Here is a 17,817-nt window from a genome sequence, read left to right on the forward strand (position 1 = left end):
CGGGCATGCACATCAAGGTCCAGCACGAGCTTTTCTGCCGCCTGCAGGCCGTTTGCAACAGCGAAACCACCATCAATCAGCCGCCCGGAAATGCTCATGCGCGCCTCGCGCGCACCCGCGACATAATCGATGCGTCCATCGAAACGCCCCGTCGGATGCCAGAGTGCGAATTGCGGCCACCAGCCCGCGAAGCGCCCTACGGTCAGGCGCGAGCCTCGTACCTGCACACGTCCGCCGGCGAGTGCCACAATGTTCAAGGACTCGCCATCCGGCAGACTCAAGCGCAGGTGACCACTGCGGCGCCCCGTATCAAGGTGCAGATCCACACCCGCACGCTCGATCATCCCGGGCACGACCAGGGCTCCGCGACAGCGCACGACCCCGTCCCCGAAACCGAAGTGGGGGCAGGTCAGGCGCAACTGCTCCCAGCGTCCGGCCCCCATCGAAAATCGCGCGATATGCAGCTGGGCCGGAGCACCCTCAGTGCCGATATTCAATTTCAGGCCGTCGATCCGGAAAGCCGGATGCGCCAAATGCCCAAGATCCAAGCGCAGCGCAAACGCCCCGGCGACGCCGGGGCACAGCAGCACAAGGAAGCACAGCAAGGCCGGCGCCCACATGCGCCAGCCGGGGCGCGAATCAGCCGGGAAAAACGCCGGATCAGCCGGGAAAAACGCCGGTCGAGAGATAGCGGTCGCCACGATCACAGACGATGGAGACGATTACCGCGTTCTCCAGTTGAGCTGCCAGGCGTATCGCGACATGCATCGCGCCGCCCGACGAGATCCCGGCAAATATCCCCTCCTCACGTGCCAGCCTGCGCGTCATTTCCTCCGCATCGGCCTGGCTCACATACTCCAGCGCATCGACCCGCGGCTTCTCGTAGATCTTGGGCAGATAGGCCTCCGGCCACTTGCGGATACCCGGAATCTGCGACCCTTCCTCCGGCTGGCAACCGATGATCTGGACTGCACCATTCCTTTCCTTGAAGAAACGCGAGCAGCCCATGATCGTGCCGGTCGTTCCCATGCTGCTGACGAAATGGGTAATGCGCCCTTCGGTCTGCTCCCAGATCTCGGGCCCGGTCCCCTCGTAATGCGACAGCGGGTTGTCCGGATTGGCGAACTGGTCGAGGATGATGCCCTTGCCCTCGTCGCGCATGCGCTCGGCCACGTCACGCGCCATTTCCATGCCGCCCTCGCGCGCTGTCAGCACCAGCTCCGCACCGAAAGCCCGCATCGTCTGGCGTCGCTCGACGCTCTGGTTCTCCGGCATCACCAGAATCATCCTGTAGCCGCGCATCGCTGCGGCCATCGCCAGAGCGATGCCGGTATTGCCGCTGGTCGCCTCGATCAGCGTATCTCCCAGGCGGATGTCGCCGCGTGCCTCGGCACGCACGATCATCGACAGCGCCGGCCGATCCTTCACCGAGCCGGCGGGGTTGTTGCCTTCGAGCTTGGCGAGAATCACGTTGTTGCGCCCGGCGCCGATGCGCTTCAGGCGCACCAGCGGGGTCTGGCCTACGTAATCGTCGAGCGTCTTGTAATCCATCTGCCTTGAGTCCGGTACGGTTGGATCCGTGATCTTAAGCTGCCGCCGCCGGCCCCGGAAACCCGCCGTGCTGCATAAGCTTATACCGCCGATCGCGCGGCACACGCGGGAGCGAGTCAGCCCCGGCCGATACCGCGATACTCGAGCCCCGCACGCTTCATCACCACCGGGTCATACATGTTGCGACCGTCGAACACCACCGGGTGACGCAGCAGTTCGCGAATCCGCGCGAAATCCGGACTGCGGAACTCCTTCCACTCCGTGACGATGATCAGCGCATCGGCCCCGTCGAGCACCGCCATCGGCCGATCCACGTAGCGTAGCCGCGCCTCGTCACCGAAAATGCGCCGCGCCTCGTTCATCGCCACCGGGTCATACGCCGCCACCGTCGCACCGCGACGGAACAGTTCAGCGAGAATCACACGGCTCGGTGCGTCGCGCATGTCGTCCGTGTTCGGTTTGAATGCCAGTCCCCACAGACCGAAATGCAGCCCGGACAAATCCTCGCCGAAGCGCGCCACGACCTTGTCCACCAAACGCAGCTTCTGCGCCTCGTTCGCCTGCTCAACGGCGTTCAGGAGCAACAGCTCGTGCCCCTGATCACGCCCGGTGCTGACCAACGCCTTCACGTCCTTGGGAAAACACGAACCACCATAACCACAACCCGCGTAAAGAAAATGCCAGCCGATTCGCGGATCCGAACCAATCCCCTGACGCACCAGCTCGATATCCGCCCCCAGCGATTCCGCAAGATTCGCCAGTTCGTTCATGAAGCTGATGCGCGTTGCGAGCATCGCATTGGCGGCATACTTCGTCAGCTCCGCACTCTTCACGTCCATTACCAGCAGCTTCTCGTGATTACGCTGGAAGGGCCCGTAGAGTTCGCGCATCAGCTCGATGGCACGCTCGTCCTCGGCACCGACAATGATTCGGTCAGGGCGCATGAAATCCTCGACGGCAGCCCCCTCCTTGAGAAACTCCGGATTCGACACGACACTGAACGGCAGATCTGCACCGCGTGCCTGTAATTCGGCGGCAATCGCCTCACGCACCTTGTCGCCGGTTCCGACCGGCACCGTGGACTTATCCACGACCACGCGGTAGCCGTCCATGTAACGGCCGATGTTCCGCGCCGCCGCCAGCACATACTGCAAATCGGCCGCCCCGTCTTCGTCGGGCGGGGTGCCGACCGCGATGAACTGGATCGCACCGAATCGCGCCGCGTGTTCGACATCCGTTGTGAACGACAGGCGCCCGGCAGTCACATTACGGCGGACGACCTCGATCAGGCCCGGCTCATGGATCGGGATACCGCCGTCCTCCAGAATCCGGATCTTGCCCGGATCCACATCCAGGCACAGCACATCGTTACCCACATCTGCCAGACAGGCACCACTGACAAGTCCGACATATCCGGTGCCGACGACGGTGATCTTCATGGCCTAGCCCCCTATCTCGAATGAAAAACGGCTCGCTCCACGCGAACCGTCTGAGGTATCACCCCAAACAGCTCCCTCACGGCGCCAGATCGTACTCCTCGGTACGCCGCGGCGGATATGTTTCCCAGCCGCCACACGCCGGACAGCGCCACTGAAACTGCCGCGCCTTGAAGCCGCATTCCGTGCAGCGGTAGCGCGCCACACGCCGCGTATGTCCGTGGATCAGCTGCTTCACCAACTCGAGGTCGCCGCGCTGCTCGGCCGGTGCCGTCAACAACGCAGCCTCCAGCAACTTGTCGAGCCCCAGCAGCGTCGGATTGCGCCGCAGCTCCTCACGCACCAGATCGTAGGCGGCGCGCGAGCCTTCCTTCTCCAGTTCCCAGTGGAACACCTCATCGAGCAGATCCAGCGACGGATGACGCTCCAGCCATGAGCGCAGCAAAGTCTGCCCCTGGTCGACGCGCCCCAATCTGGCGTGGGCATCCATGATGCGTTCCGCTACCAGCGCCAGATACACCGGATCCTGGCCTTCGACGCGCTTCCATACGTCGATCGCTGCCTCGTACTGCCCCTCTGCAAGCAGAAGATCGCCGAGCACCAGACTTGCCCGAATGCAGCGTCGGTTGATCGCAAAAGCCTCGTCCAGGTAGTGCCGAGCATCATCATGCTTTGAACTCGCCAGTGCCGAGGTTGCGAGCTCGCAATAGAAGTTCGCCACTTCCTTGCGCCACATCACGCTTTCGTGGTCCGGCAAAGCTTTCGCCGCCTCGACCGCCTTCGCCCAATCCTTTTCCTGCTGGTAGATTTCCAGCAGATAACGCATTGCCAGATCATTTAGACGCGAAGCACGCAATTTGATGAAAACCGCCTCCGCGCGATCGAGCAGGCCGGCTTTCAGATAATCCTGCCCAAGCTCCGCTAGCGCCTGCAGGCGCTGCTCCTCGGAAAGATCCTCACGATCGACCAGGTTCTGGTGCATGCGGATCGCGCGATCGGTTTCACCGCGACGACGAAACAGGCTGCCGAGCGCAAAGTGAAGTTCGATCGTCTGCGGATCGATTTTCACCGCCTCGATGAACGCATCGATCGCCTTGTCCTGCTGCTCATTGAGCAGGAAGTTCAGACCGGACAGGTACGAGCGCGGCAGCGCCCGCGACTCGTGTACCACCTGGCGGATGTCGATGCGTGCCGCCAGCCAGCCCAGCGCGAAAAACAGCGGCAGGGCGAGGAACCACCAGAGTTCAATATCCATTGTATTCAGAAGGTTTCGGGAGCCTGCGCCTCGACCACCGGCGTGGTCGCAGAGGTCCGACGGTCGCGCTCGGCCCGCGCGATCTGACGACGCAGTCGCCCGATCTCACGCCGCTGACGCAGCAAGGAACCGAACGTGGCAGTGACGCCCAGCAAGGCTCCGGCAGTAAACGCCACCAGAATCACGAACACCAGCGGCAACTGCCATGCACTGCCGAAAAAGAACTGGAGGTTCACCAAATGATCGTTCTTCACTGCGAAGCCGAACAGCAGGAAGAACAGCAGGAGCCGGAAGGTCCACATTACGACGCGCATGAGGCGGCATTATCTCCGAGCGAATGACAAAAAAGAAGGCGGCTTGCGCCGCCTTCCACTCTATTACAGTGCAGACCCGGTTGTCGCGCGCTCAGTCGGCAATATCGACACGCTCGCGCAACTCCTTACCTGCCTTGAAATGGGGCACGTACTTTTCAGGCACATGCACCTTGTCTCCGGATTTCGGATTACGTCCCACACGGGGCGGACGGTAATTCAACGCAAAGCTGCCAAACCCGCGGATCTCGATGCGATCTCCGCGCGCCAGCGCATCGGACATCGCATCGATCACCATCTTGACCGCGTAATCGGCATCTTTTGCGACCAACTGGGGAAAACGCGCCGCCAGCCTCGCAATCAGCTCCGATTTGGTCATGACCAATCAGATTTACTGCTTCTGCTCGTTCAGCTTCGCCTTGAGCAGCGCGCCCAGGTTGGTGGTACCGCTCGAAGCGGTATCCGTAGCCAGCTTCTGCATCGCGTCGCTCTGCTCGGCCTGATCCTTGGCCCGAATCGAGAGGTTGATCGAACGGGTCTTGCGATCCACGTTGATGATCATCAGCTCGAGTTCCTGGCCTTCCTTCAGGACGGTCGTCAGATCGTCGACACGATGGGCCGCCGCTTCCGATGCGCGCAGGTAGCCCTCGACATCTTCGTTCAGCGCGATCACCGCACCACGTGCGTCAACCGATTTCACCGAACCGCGAACCAGGCTGTTCTTCTCGTGCGTTGCAATGAAGTTGGTGAAGGGGTCACCCTCCAGCTGCTTGACACCCAGCGAAATGCGCTCGCGCTCGACATCGATCGCCAGCACGACGGCCTCGACTTCGTCGCCCTTCTTGAAGCGGCGGACGGCCTCTTCGCCGCCATCGCTCCACGACAGATCGGACAGATGCACCAGACCGTCGATACCACCATCCAGGCCGATGAACACACCGAAATCGGTGATCGACTTGATCTGACCGCGAACCTTGTCGCCCTTCTTGTGGTTGATCGCGAAATCATCCCACGGATTGGACATGCACTGCTTCATGCCGAGCGAGATGCGGCGGCGATCTTCGTCGATTTCGAGAATCATCACTTCGACTTCATCGCCCAACTGGACGACCTTGGTCGGATGGATGTTCTTGTTGGTCCAGTCCATTTCGGAGACGTGCACCAAGCCTTCGATCCCCTGCTCGACTTCAACGAATGCGCCATAGTCGGTGATGTTGGTCACCTTGCCGAACAGTCGGGTGCCCTGCGGGTAGCGGCGGGCAATGCCAACCCACGGATCTTCGCCCAATTGCTTGAGGCCCAGCGAGACGCGGTTCTTTTCCTGGTCGAACTTGAGCACTTTGGCGTCGATCTCGTCGCCGACGTTGAGCACTTCCGACGGGTGACGCACACGACGCCAAGCCAGGTCGGTAATGTGCAGCAGGCCGTCGATGCCCCCCAGGTCCACGAACGCACCGTAGTCGGTGATGTTCTTGACGATACCCTTGACGACAGTACCTTCCTTGAGGTTCGACAGCAGCTTTTCGCGCTCTTCGCCCATCGTCTCTTCGAGCACCGCACGGCGGGACACGACGACGTTGTTGCGCTTGCGGTCGAGTTTGATGACCTTGAATTCGTATTCCTTGCCTTCGTACGGCGAGGTATCCTTGACTGGACGCATATCGACCAGCGAGCCCGGCAGGAACGCGCGGATGCTGTTGGTCATGACGGTCAGACCGCCCTTGACGCGACCCGAAATCAGGCCCTTGACCAAGGTGCCTTCGTTGAGCGCCTTCTCCAGATCGTTCCAGGCGGCGATGCGCTTGGCCTTCTCGCGCGACAGGCGGGTTTCGCCGTAACCGTCTTCCAGGGCGTCAATGGCTACGTGAACAAAGTCGCCGATCTTGACTTCGAGTTCGCCGCGATCATCGCGAAACTCTTCGATGGGCACATAGCTCTCGGACTTGAGTCCGGCATTCACGACCACGAAATTGTGATCGATATTGACCACTTCAGCGGTGATCACTTCGCCGGAGCGCATCTCCTGACGGGCTAGGCTCTCTTCGAACAGAGCGGCAAAACTTTCCTGGAAATCGGAAACGGGGGTAGCAGTCGTCATAAAAAGTGGGGGTCCAAAGGCCGCCGGAAAGCGGCCACAAGCGGTTGATTGAAAAAAATAGGCTACGCCGCCGGCACCCGGCGGCCAACCCACCTAAAACGGAAACGCCCAATCAGGAGCGAACCCGGCCCAGCACAAAACCGACTGCCTGCTCCACACCCAATTCGGTCGTATCGAGGAGCGCCGCATCCGGCAGCTTCTGCAGGGGCGCCACGGCCCGGGCGGCATCGCGCGCATCCCGATCCTGAAGATCCTTTAGAAGACTTTCCATGTTAGCAGCCATTCCCTTTTCCATCAACTGCTTATAGCGGCGCCGCGCACGCGCCTCGACACCTGCAGTGAGGAAGACTTTGGTGCCGGCGTCCGGAAATACAACCGAACCCATATCGCGCCCCTCGGCAACAAGGCCCGGCGCGCGGCGATAGTCGCGCTGGCGATCAAGTAGGGCCGCACGCACCGCCGGCATGACGGCGACCTTTGACGCGCCGACCGAGGCTTCCTCGGTACGGATGGCGTCGCTTACGTCCTCCCCTTCAAGAAAGACTCGCTCAGCTTCAAAATGTGCCGGCAGTGCCGCCGCCAGCGTGGCCAGTGCCCGCTCGTCATCGAGCGCAATACCCGCACGCATCGCAGCCAGGGCAACGAGGCGGTACAGCGACCCGCTGTCGAGATAGTGATACCCCAGCGCTTCAGCCACGCGCGCCGCGACGGTACCCTTACCCGAAGCCGATGGACCATCGATCGCAACGACCGGGACCGGTCGGGCGATTTCGGCGAAGCGTTCGAAATAGGTGGGGAACGTCTTGTTCACGCATTTCGGCTCGTTGATCCGCATGCGACAACCGCCCAAGCTCACCAGCGAGAAGCACATTGCCATCCGATGATCGTCGTAGGTGTCGATCGCGGCGGGAACGAGTTTATCCGGCGGGGTGACGCACAGGTAGTCGGCGCCCTCTTCAATGGTCGCACCAACCTTGCGCAGCTCGATCGCCATGGCGGCGATACGGTCGGTTTCCTTGACGCGCCAGCTTGCAATATTGCGCAAGCGGCACGGGCCATCGGCAAACAGCGCGGCAACCGCCAACGTCATCGCTGCGTCCGGAATGTGATTAAGATCGAGGTCGAACGCCTTCAGCCGTCCGCTCTCCGGCCCACGGGCTTCGATCCAGTTGTCTCCCATATCGATCCGCGCCCCCAGTGCCGCAATGGCTTCGGCGAAGCGCACATCGCCCTGAATGCTATTGCGGCCGACGCCTTCGACCCGTACAGGGCCACCGCCGATCGCCCCGGCGGCGATAAAATACGACGCTGAGGACGCGTCCCCTTCGACGAACACGACCCCGGGACTACGATAACGGACCCCACCGGGAACCGTGAAGCGCTCCCAGTTCTCGCGTCGCACGTCGACACCGAACTGTGCCATCAGATCGAGGGTGATCGCGATATACGGCTTGGAAATGAGCTCACCGACGACTTCGATGGTGGTCTCGACGCCGGAGAGCGGCAGCGCCATCAGCAGCGCCGTGAGGAACTGGCTGGAGACGTCGCCGCGCACGCGCACCACTCCGCCCGGCCGGATATCGGCCGGAAAAATATGCAGCGGCGGGAAACCGTCGTTACCCATGTAGCGGACGTCGGCGCCAATCTGACGCAGACTATCAATGAGATCACCGATCGGCCGCTCGTGCATGCGCGGCACGCCGGACAGGCGATACTCGCCCCCAGACAACGCAAGCGCGGCCGTCAGTGGTCGGAACGCCGTTCCCGCATTACCCAGGAACAGATCGGCCACCTTGACGGGAAACGGGCCGCCCACGCCACGAACACAGTAGTTGTCGCTATCGCCCTCGCGCGTCCACACGACACCCAGCGCGCGCAGCGCATCGAGCATGCGCTCGACGTCATCCGACGCCAGCAGGTCACGGATTTCGGTCGCACCCTCGGCCAGGGCGGCCAGCAACAACGTGCGGTTGGAGATGCTTTTCGAGCCAGGCAGGCGCACCCGTCCGCTCGCACTCAGCATCGGCGGCAAATCAAGAAATTCCATATTCACTCGGACTTTGAAGCGGGATTTGCGGAATTGTTCGCGAACTGTTCAGCCCACGCATTGCGCGCCTGACGTGCTTCAGCAAACAGTTGCTCAAGGCGATCACCGTCGCCCGACAGCAACAGCGCTCGCAGATATGCGAGTTCAGCAAGGTACTGGTCGAGTTCGGCAAGCAAAGCCTGACGGTTGGCGATGCAGATGTCGCGCCACATCTCCGGGTGACTGCCGGCGATGCGGGTAAAGTCGCGGAAGCCGCTGGCCGCAAAACCGAACAACTGCTCCGCATTGGCGCGACCGGCGAGGTCGTGCACCAGACCGAATGCGAGCAGATGCGGCAGATGACTCACCGCGGCAAACACGCGGTCGTGTTCCTGCGGAGGCATTTCGTGGATCACCCCACCACAGGCCTCCCACGCCTCACGCACGCGCAGGATCGCCGCCGGCTCGTTCTCCGGGAGGGGTGTCACGACAACGTTGCGGCCCTGATACAGGCTCGCGAAAGCCGCTTCGACACCGCTCGTCTCGGCCCCCGCGATGGGGTGCGCGGGCACCACGTGAGGCAAATGACCCGAAAGATGGCGATAAATTGCCTCGATTACGTCACGCTTGGTGCTGCCAGCATCGGTGACCACCGTTCCGGGCGCGAGGTGCGGTGCCATCGCCGCCATGACGGCATCCATCTGCCCGACCGGCGGAGACAGCAGGACAAAATCGGCACCGTCGAGCGCCGAGGCCCAGTCGGCGCTTGCCTCGTCGATCACGCCCAGGGCCAAGGCGCGGGCAAGCGAGGCTTCGCTGCGACCGATCCCGACAATCCGCCGGACCAAGCCCGCGCGCCGCAGTGCCAGCGCAAACGAACCACCGATCAGGCCGACCCCGCACACCACCAGTTTGTCGATCAAGGCCATATACCGAACTCCGGAACCATCAGATAACCGCGCGACCGAGCGATCTCGCGAACCGGCCCACTGACTCGCCTGCCAGAAGAATAGGCGATTTGGTACGCACATATGCGGGGACCTGCCCGAACATGGTCATTGCTGGCTCCTGCTTATTATCGTCCGCGCCCGCTCAGATCGCAGCCACAGGGTAGGAACCCAACACCTTCACAAACGCCGCGCGTTCATTCAGTTCCTTCAATGCTGCTGCAACCTCGGCGTCTTCACGATGGCCATCGACGTCCACATAAAACACGTATTCCCACAAGCCGCCGCGCGCCGGCCGCGATTGCAGCTTGGTCATATCGACGCCGTGCCGTGCAAGCGGTTCGAGCAGCGAATGCATCGCCCCCGGCCGATTCGGTGCCGAACACACCAGCGAAGTCTTGTCGGAACCCGACGGCCCCGCATCATGATGGGCGATGACGAGAAAGCGCGTAGTGTTGTTCGGATCGTCCTCGATGTTCGCCGCGAGTACATTCAGCCCGTACAATTCGGCGGCTGCCTCGCCCGCGATTGCACACGACTCCGGATCTTCGGCTGCCAGCCGTGCGGCCTCGGCATTGCTCGCCACGGGCACCCGGGACAGGTGAGCCAGATTGCGATTCAGCCATTCGTGACACTGCGCCAGCGACTGTGAGTGCGAGTACAGCCGCTTGGCCGCACCGATCCCTTCAGCCTTGGACAGAAGGTGCTGGTGGATGCGCAGCTTGATCTCGCCGCATATTTTAAGCGGGTTCGCCAGCAACAGATCAAGGGTGCCGCCGACAGCGCCTTCGGTGGAGTTCTCCACCGGCACAACGCCGTACTCCGCATTGCCGGCCTCCACCGCACGGAACACGTCGTCGATCGCCGCCGTCGGCACAAGCGCGGGCGCAGAACCGAAATGCTTGCGCGCCGCACTCTCCGAGAACGTGCCGGCGGGTCCGAGGTAGGCCACCCGCAACGGGTGCTCAAGAGCGAGGCACGCGGACATGATCTCGCGGAAGATGCGCTGCACCGACTGGTCCGGAAGCGGCCCCGGGTTCGCTTCAGCGAGCCGACGCAGCACCTGCGCTTCGCGTTCCGGCCGGTAAAGATTACCGCGCTTGATCTCGCCGATGCGCTGCGCACTGCGCGCCCGCTCGGCAAGCCTCGCGAGGATTTCCTCGTCCAGTCGGTCGATGGTGTTTCTCAGATTCAGCAACTCGTCACTCATGCTCGCCTCTTCAGCCGTGCCCATTCAAGCATTCAAGTCGTTTCAACCATGCCGCGCAGCAAAGTCGCGCATGTAATCCACCAGCGCCCGCACACCGTCGAGTGACATTGCGTTGTAGATCGACGCACGCATGCCACCAACCAACTTATGCCCCTTCAACTGGGTCAACCCTGCCGCCTTGGCCCCGGCGAGGAAGGGATCATTGAGCGTTTCATCGCGCAGCAGGAACGGGATGTTCATGCGCGAACGGCTCCCGCGTTCGACGCGATTCTCATAGAAGTCGCTGGCATCGATGAATTCGTACAACAAATTGGCTTTCTTGATATTGCACGCCTCGATCGCCGCGAGCCCACCCTGCGCCTTGAGCCACTGGAATACCAGCCCCGCGATATAGATGCCATAGGTCGGCGGCGTATTGAGCATCGAGCCGTTCTCCGCCATGACCTTATAGTCCATCACCGACGGCGTCACCGCGTTTGCCCGCCCGATCAGATCGTCGCGCACGATCACGATCACTAGCCCTGAGGGTCCGATATTCTTCTGCGCGCCCGCGTAGATCAGACCGTAACGGCTCACATCGACCGGGCGGGACAGGATGTGCGATGACATATCCGCAACCAGCGGCGCTGACGTCGCCGGCAGGTACGCCGCCTCGCCCAATTCGACGCCGTGAATCGTCTCGTTGGTGCACAGATGAACATAGGCAGCCTGCGGATCGAGATCGAGTTCGTTGGCGCGCAAGAGCCGCGTAAACCCATCCGCTTCAGTGCTTCCAGCGAGGCGCACCCTGCCCCCGAGCCCACCAGCCAGATGTTCAGCCTCCTTGAAGGCCTTCTTCGACCAGGTCCCCGTCACCAGATAATCTGCCGCCCGACCGTCAAGCAGGTTCATCGGAATCTGCGCAAACTGCTGCGTCGCCCCCCCCTGCAGGAACAACACGCGGTAGTTAGCCGGAATCGCCAGCAATTCGCGGAAGTCACTTTCCGCTTGCTCGATAATTGCGGTGAATTCCTTGCCGCGATGGCTCATTTCCATCACGCCACAACCGGCACCGTGCCAGTCCAGCATCTCCAGCGCCGCCTGGCGCAGCACCGGCTCCGGCAACGCCGCCGGGCCGGCACTGAAATTGAATACACGGGTCATGATCGGGGGCTCTCTCCTGCAGAGTTATTCCGGCTCACCGCCGCCGTCAGCTTCATCGGCCGCACCTGGAGCATCACCAACTTCGTCGCGAAGCAGTTCATCGCCGGACGTCTCATCGACCTCCGATTCGGCCACTTTCTCGATACCGGCCAGCCAAGTGCCATCGTCGAGGTTGATCAGGGTCACTCCCTGTGTCGCACGGCCCAGTTCCCGGATGTCCTGCACCTTGGTGCGGATCAGCACGCCACCCGTGGAGATCAGCATCACCTCGTCGCTTTCTTCCACCAGGCACGCACCAATCAGCTTGCCATTGCGGTCGGACGTCTGGATCGCGATCATGCCCTTGGTGCCGCGGCCGTGCCGGGTGTATTCGGCGACCGGAGTGCGCTTGCCATAACCGTTTTCGGTTGCGGTGAGCACGCATAGCTCCTCGTTCTTCGCCACCAGCATGGCAATGACCCGCTGGCCGTCCTCCAGATTCATGCCACGCACGCCGCGCGCCTCGCGCCCCATCGGACGCACATCGCCCTCAGGGAAGCGCACCGCCTTGCCGGCGTCCGAGAACAGCATCACATCGCTGTCGCCGTCGGTGATCGCCACGCCGATCAGCCGGTCGCCATCGTCGAGGCTGGCGGCGATGATGCCCGCCTTGCGCGGATTGGCGAAGGCGGTCAGCGCCGTCTTCTTGACCGTACCCTCGGCGGTCGCCATGAACACGAAGTGATTGTCATCGAAGGTCTGCACCGGCAGCACCGCGTTGATCTTCTCCCCTTCAAGCAGCGGGAACAGATTCACGATCGGCCGGCCGCGCGAGTTGCGCGTGCCTTCGGGCACCTCGTAGACCTTCAGCCAGTACACTCGGCCACGGCTCGAGAAGCACAGGATGTAGTCGTGCGTATTCGCAACGAACAGGCGGTCGATGAAGTCGTCATCTTTCATCCCGGTCGCCTGCTTGCCGCGCCCGCCGCGGCGCTGCGCACGATAATCGGCGAGCGGCTGGCGCTTGAAGTAGCCCGTGTGCGACAGCGTCACCACCATGTCTTCCGGCGCGATGAGATCCTCGATATTGATCTCGCCGGTGTTCATCACGATCTCGGACCGGCGCGGGTCGCCGAACTGGTTACGGATCGCCCCCAGCTCGTCGACGATGATCGCCGTGATACGCGCCGGGTTCGCAAGGATATCCAGCAGATCGGTGATGACGTCCATCACCTCGCGATACTCGGTGACGATCTTGTCCTGCTCCAGCCCGGTCAGGCGCTGCAGGCGCAGCTCCAGAATTGCCTGGGCCTGCGCATCCGACAGCCGGTACCCCTGCGCCGAAAAGCCAAACTCCGGCGCCAGCCCATCCGGCCGATAGCTGTCGGCCAGCGCCCGCGCAAGCATTTCCTCGACCAGCGCGGAGCGCCAGATGCGTGCCATCAGCTCGCGTTTCGCATCGGACGGGGCCGGTGCCGCCTTAATCAGCGCGATGATCTCGTCGACATTCGACAGTGCGACCGCAAGACCTTCCAAAATGTGCCCGCGTTCACGCGCCTTGCGCAGTTCGAACACCGTCCGGCGCGTAATCACCTCGCGCCGGTGTGACAGGAAGCAGTCGAGCATCTGCTTCAGGTTCAGTGTGCGCGGCTTGCCATCGACCAGCGCCACCATGTTCATGCCGAAGGTGTCCTGCAACTGGGTCTGCTTGAACAGATTGTTCAGCACGACTTCAGGCACCTCATTGCGTTTGAGCTCGATCACGACGCGCATGCCGGACTTGTCCGACTCGTCGCGTATCTCACTGATGCCTTCGATCTTCTTCTCGTTGACCAACTCGGCGATGCGCTCGAGCAGCGTGCGCTTGTTCACCTGGTACGGCAGTTCATCGACGATGATCGCCTGCCGGTTGCCCTTTTCCAGATCCTCGAAGTGGGTGCGCGCGCGCATCACGACGCGGCCACGACCGGTACGATAGCCGTCATGCACACCCGACAGGCCGTAAATCAGCGCGGCCGTCGGGAAATCCGGCGCCTGGACGATGCGGATCAGATCCTCGATGTCGGTATCCGGATCCCGCAGCAACGTCAGGCACGCATCGATGACCTCACCGAGGTTGTGCGGCGGAATGTTCGTCGCCATGCCGACCGCGATGCCGGACGAACCGTTGATGAGAAGGTTCGGTATTTTCGCCGGCAGGATCAGCGGCTCTTTTTCCGAACCGTCGTAGTTCGGTCCGAAATCCACCGTTTCCTTGTCGATATCGGCAAGCAACTCGTGGCCGATGCGCGCCATGCGGATTTCGGTGTAACGCATCGCCGCCGCGTTATCACCGTCGACTGAACCGAAGTTGCCCTGACCATCGACGAGCATGTAACGCAGCGAAAAATTCTGCGCCATCCGAACGATGGTGTCGTAGACCGCGGAGTCGCCGTGCGGGTGATACTTGCCGATCACGTCGCCGACAATACGCGCAGACTTCTTGTAGGCCTTGTTCCAGTCGTTCGACAGTTCATGCATCGCGAACAGCACACGGCGATGCACCGGTTTCAGGCCATCCCGAGCATCGGGCAACGCACGCCCGACGATCACGCTCATCGCGTAGTCCAGATAGGAGTGCCGCATCTCGTCTTCGAGACTGATCGGCAGTGTTTCCTTGGCAAACGGTGTCATTTAGCGGCGGCGGCAAAAACCGCTTGGTCAAAACGTGCGATCTTAGCATGCCGACGACGCTCAACCTTCCCTGCGCCGGGCCAGCGGGCCGTCGCGCTGCCCCAAACCTGTGCCACCAATTGTTCAAGCCAGGGCCATATGCTTAAATTGCGCGGTCAACAATCGACCCGATCGATTCGGGCAAAATAAACTCGACACAGTGGAGGATTCATGATTTTTTGGACACTTCTGCGCTCGGCGATAGCCGGCGCAGCATTGCTTGCTGTGAGCTTCGCCACGCAAGCACAGGTCAAGGACGTAATCGTCGACGCCAAGGGCGAGATCCCCTATGCCATTGACGCCCGCAACGTTGTGGCCCGCAGCGGCACCGGCCTGTGCTGGCGCACCGGCTCTTGGAGCCCGGCAGCTGCTGGCGCTGCGATGGCGGGCCAGTTGCCGGCCGGCTGTGAATGCGACAGCGATGTCATCCCAAAGGACAAGTGCACCACGGTAGCTGCAGCACCGGCCCCGGCCGCAGCCACCCCGACTCCGGCCGCAGTGGCGCCCGTCGCCAAGAAAATCACGCTATCCAGCAAGGCGTTGTTCGGGTTCGACAAAGCGGCCCTCACGCCCCAAGGCAAGGCCGCCATCGACCGCAACGTCATTGCGCGACTGTCTGAAGTCGGCACGCTGCAATTGGTCACCGTTTCGGGCCACACCGATCGCCTCGGCAGCCAGCAATATAACCAGGTCCTGTCCGAGCGCCGCGCCAAGGCAGTCAGGGACTATCTGGTGCAGCAAGGCGTCAGCGCCGACAAGATCGACGCCATTGGCTTCGGCAAGACCCAGCCGGTTGCAGGCGTCAGATGCGCCGACAGCCTCGGCCGCAAGAAGCTGATCGAGTGCCTTGAACCGCACCGCCGCGTCGAAGTGGAAATCAAGGGCGCCAACTGACGCCTGCCACCACCGAACGAAACCCCGCCAAGCGCGGGGTTTTTTGCTTTCTGGAGAGCATCGTCATGAGCACCCCGGTCGACCTGTTGATCAATGCGCGCTGGGTCATCCCGGTAGAACCCGCTGGAGTCACCCTCGAACACCACGCCGTCGCCGTTGATTGCGGTCGCATCCTTGGCGTTCTGCCACAAGACGACGCTCGCGTGCGTTACGTCGCACAGAGAACGGTCAATTTACCCGATCACGTCCTGATTCCGGGTCTTGTCAACCTCCACGCCCACTGCGCGATGAACCTGATGCGGGGCATCGCCGATGACCTGCCGCTAATGCGCTGGCTGCAGGAAGCCATCTGGCCCGCCGAAGCGAAACACGTTTCGCGCAATTTCGTGCGAGACGGCACGCTGCTCGCTGCTGCCGAAATGCTTCGCGGGGGCATCACGACGTGCAACGAAATGTATTTCCACCCCGACGCTGCAGCCGAAGCCTTCGATCAGGCAGGCATGCGCGCGGTGGTCGGGGTCACCGTTCTCGATTTCCCAACCCCCTACGCGAGCGACGCCGACGACTACCTCCGCAAGGGCCTTGCCGCACGCGACCAGTGGCGTGATCATTCACGGATAAGCTTTTCGCTCGCGCCACACGCCCCGTACACCGTATCGGACGCCACCTTCATACGAATTGCCAGCCTCGCCGCGGAGCTCGACGCAATCATTCACATTCACATTCACGAGACAGCGCACGAAATCAGCGAATCCCTGACGCACCATGGCGTCCGCCCGCTGTCTCGCCTGGCAGGACTCGAGTTGCTCGGCGGCAATTTCGTCGGCGTGCACGCTGTCCATCTCGACGACTCGGACATCGACCTGCTCCTCCGGCACAACTGCAGCGTCGCCCACTGCCCAAGCTCGAACATGAAACTCGCGAGCGGCGTCGCACCAGTTGCACGACTCCTCGCCTCGGGCATTACGGTCGGACTGGGAACCGATGGCGCTGCCAGCAACAATCGCCTCGATCTTTTCCAGGAAATGCGCCACGCCAGCCTTCTCGCCAAGGTCACAACCTTCGATGCGACAGTCGTCCCCGCCCACGCCGCAATTCGAATGGCAACGCTGAGTCCCGCGCAGGCATTGGGACTTGGCCACCGCATCGGATCAATTGAAGCCGGCAAGGAAGCCGACCTCTGCGCCGTCGCCCTCGACACTCTGGAAACGCGCCCTTGCTTCGACCCGGCATCACACCTCGCTTACGTTGCCGGACGCGAACACGTCTCGCACGTATGGGTCGAGGGCGAAATCCGCGTGGATAAAGGGCATTCAGTGTTGCAATTAAACGACACCGAATTGCTTGGCTTTGCCGCCCTGTGGCAAACTAGGCTCAGTAACTGAACTGGATATGTGCAGCGCGTTATTTTTGCGAAGACTCCCAGTTGTCGCTCGCTCAACCTAATCGTTACCCCATTCATCCTCTTGCCAATCGACGAGGAAATTATGATCACACAGACCAAAAAGCAGATGTTCGCACTGGCCGCCATCGCCTCGATCGGCCTCTCCGCACCCACCGTTTTCGCTCAGACAAAAGACGTCGTGGTGGATGGCAAGGGTGAAATTCCCTACTTGATCGATGGCCGCAATGTTGTGGCCCGCAGCGGCACCGGCCTGTGCTGGCGCACCGGTTACTGGAGCCCGGCAGCCGCCGCTTCGGCCATGGCAGGCCAGCTGCCGGTCGGCTGCGAGTGCGACAGCGACATCGTTCCGAAAGACAAGTGCGCTCCGGCGGCCCCGGCCGCCGCTCCGGCCCCGGCCGCCGCTCCGGCCGCCGCAACGCCGAAGCCCACCGCTGACAAGATCAAGCTGTCGGCCGACGCCCTGTTCGACTTTGACAAGGCTATCCTGAAGCCTGAAGGCAAGACCAAGCTCGACGATCTCGCCGCCCAGGCCAAGGGAATCAAGCTTGAAGTCATCCTCGCCGTCGGCCACACCGACCGCCTGGGTTCCGATGCTTACAACCAGAAGCTGTCCGACCGTCGCGCAAGCGCCGTCAAGACCTACCTGGTTAGCAAAGGCATTGAAGCCAACCGCGTTTACACCGAAGGCAAGGGCGAGCGTCAGCCGGTCACGGGCAAGAACTGCTCCGACAAGCTGGGCCGCAAGAAGCTGATCGAGTGCCTGCAACCGGATCGCCGCGTTGAAATCGAAGTGGTCGGCACCAAGTAATAGCGCCTGATCGCACACAAAGGCCCTGCCTCGGCGGGGCCT

14 protein-coding genes and 1 pseudogene are annotated in these 17,817 nt (G+C 62.0%); 3 read left to right on the top strand and 12 right to left on the bottom strand.

From position 1 onward, the window contains the following. From GPA25_RS16265 to gyrA, 12 genes and pseudogenes are all read right to left on the bottom strand, one after another. Positions 1-620 (bottom strand): annotated as a pseudogene (locus tag GPA25_RS16265) (hypothetical protein); the annotation flags it as partial. Between the two features lie 40 nt (positions 621-660). Next, a complete protein-coding gene (cysM, locus tag GPA25_RS16270) occupies positions 661-1,551 on the bottom strand; it encodes a cysteine synthase CysM (protein ID WP_169261454.1) in 891 nt (296 codons plus the stop codon). Between the two features lie 116 nt (positions 1,552-1,667). Then, positions 1,668-2,990 (bottom strand): UDP-glucose dehydrogenase family protein, encoded by a 1,323-nt coding sequence (locus GPA25_RS16275; RefSeq protein ID WP_169261455.1) that lies wholly within the window; start codon positions 2,988-2,990, stop codon positions 1,668-1,670. A gap of 76 nt (positions 2,991-3,066) precedes the next feature. Continuing rightward, positions 3,067-4,242, bottom strand: coding sequence for a lipopolysaccharide assembly protein LapB (gene lapB / locus GPA25_RS16280; protein ID WP_169261456.1), 1,176 nt, complete (start codon positions 4,240-4,242; stop codon positions 3,067-3,069). Positions 4,243-4,247: 5 nt separating this feature from the next. Then, positions 4,248-4,556 (bottom strand): LapA family protein, encoded by a 309-nt coding sequence (locus GPA25_RS16285; protein ID WP_169261457.1) that lies wholly within the window; start codon positions 4,554-4,556, stop codon positions 4,248-4,250. A gap of 91 nt (positions 4,557-4,647) precedes the next feature. Continuing rightward, a complete protein-coding gene (locus GPA25_RS16290; protein ID WP_169261499.1) occupies positions 4,648-4,932 on the bottom strand; it encodes an integration host factor subunit beta in 285 nt (94 codons plus the stop codon). A gap of 12 nt (positions 4,933-4,944) precedes the next feature. Further along, positions 4,945-6,651 carry a 30S ribosomal protein S1 gene (gene rpsA, locus GPA25_RS16295; RefSeq protein WP_169261458.1) on the bottom strand — a complete coding sequence of 569 codons (1,707 nt, stop codon included), beginning with the start codon at positions 6,649-6,651 and terminating at the stop codon, positions 4,945-4,947. A gap of 112 nt (positions 6,652-6,763) precedes the next feature. Then, a complete protein-coding gene (locus GPA25_RS16300; protein WP_169261459.1) occupies positions 6,764-8,698 on the bottom strand; it encodes a bifunctional 3-phosphoshikimate 1-carboxyvinyltransferase/cytidylate kinase in 1,935 nt (644 codons plus the stop codon). A 2-nt stretch (positions 8,699-8,700) separates the two neighbouring features. Then, a complete protein-coding gene (locus tag GPA25_RS16305) occupies positions 8,701-9,606 on the bottom strand; it encodes a prephenate dehydrogenase (RefSeq protein ID WP_169261460.1) in 906 nt (301 codons plus the stop codon). Between the two features lie 163 nt (positions 9,607-9,769). Continuing rightward, on the bottom strand, positions 9,770-10,834 hold the full coding sequence (gene pheA, locus GPA25_RS16310; RefSeq protein ID WP_169261461.1) for a prephenate dehydratase: 1,065 nt from the start codon (positions 10,832-10,834) through the stop codon (positions 9,770-9,772). 42 nt (positions 10,835-10,876) lie between these two features. Continuing rightward, positions 10,877-11,977: a 3-phosphoserine/phosphohydroxythreonine transaminase gene (gene serC, locus GPA25_RS16315; protein WP_169261462.1), complete on the bottom strand. Its 1,101-nt coding sequence runs from the start codon at positions 11,975-11,977 to the stop codon at positions 10,877-10,879. Positions 11,978-12,001: 24 nt separating this feature from the next. After that, positions 12,002-14,629: a DNA gyrase subunit A gene (gyrA, locus tag GPA25_RS16320; protein ID WP_169261463.1), complete on the bottom strand. Its 2,628-nt coding sequence runs from the start codon at positions 14,627-14,629 to the stop codon at positions 12,002-12,004. 210 nt (positions 14,630-14,839) lie between these two features. On the opposite strand from gyrA, the gene GPA25_RS16325 reads away from it, so the two are divergent. The 3 genes from GPA25_RS16325 to GPA25_RS16335 all read left to right on the top strand — a co-directional run bounded on the left by GPA25_RS16325 (position 14,840) and on the right by GPA25_RS16335 (position 17,775). After that, positions 14,840-15,562, top strand: coding sequence for an OmpA family protein (locus GPA25_RS16325; protein ID WP_169261464.1), 723 nt, complete (start codon positions 14,840-14,842; stop codon positions 15,560-15,562). 65 nt (positions 15,563-15,627) lie between these two features. Further along, positions 15,628-16,947 carry a TRZ/ATZ family hydrolase gene (locus GPA25_RS16330; RefSeq protein WP_169261465.1) on the top strand — a complete coding sequence of 440 codons (1,320 nt, stop codon included), beginning with the start codon at positions 15,628-15,630 and terminating at the stop codon, positions 16,945-16,947. 102 nt (positions 16,948-17,049) lie between these two features. Next, positions 17,050-17,775: an OmpA family protein gene (locus GPA25_RS16335; protein ID WP_169261466.1), complete on the top strand. Its 726-nt coding sequence runs from the start codon at positions 17,050-17,052 to the stop codon at positions 17,773-17,775. The last annotated feature ends 42 nt before the right edge of the window (positions 17,776-17,817 follow it).

The organism is Aromatoleum diolicum, assembly GCF_012910955.1.
GTDB classification, from domain to species: domain Bacteria; phylum Pseudomonadota; class Gammaproteobacteria; order Burkholderiales; family Rhodocyclaceae; genus Aromatoleum; species Aromatoleum diolicum.